Source organism: Candidatus Cloacimonadota bacterium, from assembly GCA_011372345.1.
In the GTDB taxonomy this organism is placed as follows: Bacteria; Cloacimonadota; Cloacimonadia; order Cloacimonadales; family TCS61; genus DRTC01.
In genome coordinates this window covers 1-1,575 of the sequence record DRTC01000495.1, presented here as the reverse complement: position 1 = coordinate 1,575, position 1,575 = coordinate 1, and the positions used below count along the sequence as shown (strand labels likewise).

Here is a 1,575-nt window from a genome sequence, read left to right as displayed (position 1 = left end):
CTCAACCGCTTCCAATCCTTTCCTGAATGCAATTCCCAGCAATAAATGGTCTTTTAGTTTTATGCTTTTGAACCATTGGAGCAAACTCGGAGAAAAAGTTCGCTATTTCGCTCCCGAGCGCGATATCGACGGAACTGTCCTGCAGCCTTCAACTTTTCTGGAAATTATGAATGTTGTTAAAAGTTCCGATCAGCCCAGAAACGAGGATGTTCCAAAAAGCAGAAAAGAACATTTCCAACAATATTATCATCGAGTTATAGAAAATCCCGGGAATAACAGGTATTTGCAACGACATAACGAATTTCTGCAAAACGAGATCTCGATATTTTGCGGAAAAACAGAAAAACAGGAAACAAGCGAATTAGAAATTTCTGCGTCAAAGATGGATGATCTGCTGAAATGTCCGATGAAATTCTGGTTTTCCGATCGCTTGAAATTGAAAGATATCGAATTTAACGAAGAGCAGAAAAAAAGACAGCAAAGAGGAAATATTATTCACAAAGCTCTGGAAAATTTTGGGAAAGAGAAGGGATTTGAAAAAAATCAGAGAGATTTTAAACAAGCCTGCTTTTTACTTTCTGAAAAACTGGAAGAGGAATTTAAAAAATATAAAATAAATCCTGATGAAAATCTGCTTATGAACAATTTCTTCAAAATTTATCGAGAAGGTTTGCGTGATGGAAGGGAAGCGAATATTTTAGTACGGCTTTTAAAATGGAACCGGGAATTTTTGTCTGATTTTCAGGAATCTGAATTTGAGCAGGCTTTTGGAATGAAGAAAAAATATCATCCGAATTCCTGGGAAGCGGTTGAAATCAAAAATGATAATGCCCTTCTGAAGTTTCGCGGGATTATCGATAAAATCCTGATCAATAAAGAAAATAAGGAAATGATCGCAACAGATTATAAGACCGGAAAAGTAGATTATAAAGATATTCTGGAAAAAATCTCATCACAAATTATTATTTACTATTTTACCCTGAAAGAATATTTCCCTGAATTTGATATTAGATTAACTTACGAGATGATCAAATCTCTGAAAAAGAAAGAATACGGAATTTCAGGATTAATTGAAAATGAGAAAAACAGCAATTTCTTACTCATTCCATATAATCGAAAAGTAGTAGAGATGGAAATAGAAGAAATCCAAAGACATTATTTGGATTTAGCAAAAAAAGTAATTTCAGGATATTTCCATCTTGCAGAGAAAGAGAAGCAGGAAAAAGCTTGTAAATATTGCGAATTTGAAAGGATTTGCCGGAAAGGATGCTATTGAGAATTTTCGATTGACGATTGTTGATTGATGAATAGTGTTCGCAAATCAACTTGCTAAGCTCCCCGCTATCCGTCAAAAGCCGGATAGTTCCATTAAGATGAAACCTGATCCGTAAGACAAGATGCCGATCTTGTCCATTTTCATAAAATTCTTATCTCCTTATTTTATGGGAAGTTATGAGTTCTGCATAACTGAGTGTTTTTCAGCAGAATTCAAAAAACATGTCTTTGCGAGTTTTTCTTCTTGCTGTTACAAACGAAGCAATCTCTTGCTTCACATTAAGTTAGAGGAGTAGATTG

Annotated in this window: 1 protein-coding gene; it reads left to right on the top strand. The window is 34.7% G+C overall.

Annotation, left to right across the window (positions count from 1 at the left end; all coding sequences use genetic code 11):
- Positions 1 to 1,276 (top strand): PD-(D/E)XK nuclease family protein (locus ENL20_09580; protein ID HHE38806.1); only part of this gene is annotated, 1,276 nt, incomplete at its 5' end.
- Between the last annotated feature and the right edge of the window lie 299 nt (positions 1,277 to 1,575).